This is a genomic window from Micromonospora sp. ANENR4 (assembly GCF_015354395.1).
Lineage (GTDB): Bacteria > Actinomycetota > Actinomycetes > Mycobacteriales > Micromonosporaceae > Micromonospora > Micromonospora aurantiaca.
The window spans coordinates 1-1,149 of the sequence record NZ_JADKYQ010000043.1 but is presented as its reverse complement, the minus strand read 5'-3'; the positions used below and the strand labels follow the sequence as shown (position 1 = coordinate 1,149).

The 1,149-nt window shown below is 70.1% G+C and carries 1 protein-coding gene; it reads left to right on the top strand.

Features of this window, described 5'->3' with window-relative positions:
* Window positions 1-18 precede the first annotated feature (18 nt).
* On the top strand, window positions 19-1,122 hold the full coding sequence (locus IRY44_RS30420; RefSeq protein WP_194803567.1) for an IS30 family transposase: 1,104 nt from the start codon (window positions 19-21) through the stop codon (window positions 1,120-1,122).
* Window positions 1,123-1,149: the final 27 nt, after the last annotated feature.

Genomic DNA, 1,149 nt, shown 5'->3' with positions numbered 1-1,149 from the left:
GGCGGTTTCTAGGCTTCAGTGCAACTGATCTTGGTTGGGCTGGAGGGGCTGGTGGCGAGGCCGGGTGTGATGACGTTCGGGCATCGGCAGGTGTTGGAGCATCTGTGGGGGTCGGGTCGGACGATCTCGCAGATCGCGGAGGTTCTCGGGGTGCCGGTGTGCACGGTGTCGCGGGAGGTGGCGCGGAACAACAGTGCGCGGCACGGGACGAAGAACCCGCTCGGGCGGTCACTGCCGTCCGGGCGGGCTCGGCGTCCGTATCGGTGGGGGTATCAGGCGCAGTGGGCGCAGCGGCGTTCTGACGGGGCCCGGCGGCGGCCGGTGGTCTCGAAGTTGGCGGCGGGCACGCGGCTGCGGCAGGTGGTGGCGGGGAAACTGGCGCGTAGGTGGTCTCCGAAGCAGATCGCCGCGTGGTTGCGGGCCACGTTCGCCGACCGGCCGGAGTTGCAGGTGTCCCACGAGACGATCTACCAGGCGATCTATGTGCAGTCGCGGGGCAGCCTGCGGGCGGAGTTGACCCGGCAGGTGGCGCTGCGCTCGGGTCGCACCCAGCGGCGCCCGCAGTCGCGGGCCGCGGGTGCCGCCCGTAGTCGGCGGCCCTGGATCGGGGACCTGCGGATCAGTAACCGGCCGGCTGAGGCTGCCGACCGGGCGGTGCCCGGGCACTGGGAAGGTGACCTGGTCATCGGCAAGGCCGGAGCCTCGGCGATCGTGACCCTGGTGGAACGGACCACCCGCTATGTGATGCTCGGCGCGCTGCCTCACGGCCGCGACAGCGAAGCCGTCATCGGTGTCCTCACCGCCCTGGCAGCCCGCATGCCGGCACACCTGCGCCGGTCGCTGACCTGGGACCAAGGCACGGAAATGGCCACCCACCCGGTGTTCACCGTCGCCACCGGCTGCCCGGTCTACTTCTGCGACCCCCACAGCCCCTGGCAACGCGGCACCAACGAGAACACCAACGGGCTCCTACGCCAGTACTTCCCCAAAAGCAGCTACGACTTCCGCGCCATCGACCAGCGCGGCCTGGACCACGTCGCCCACGAACTCAACACCCGGCCCCGCGAAACGCTGGGCTGGAACACCCCAGCCCAACGCCTCGCACAACTCATCACCACCTGACGATTGCACTCACCCCTTGACCCCGCC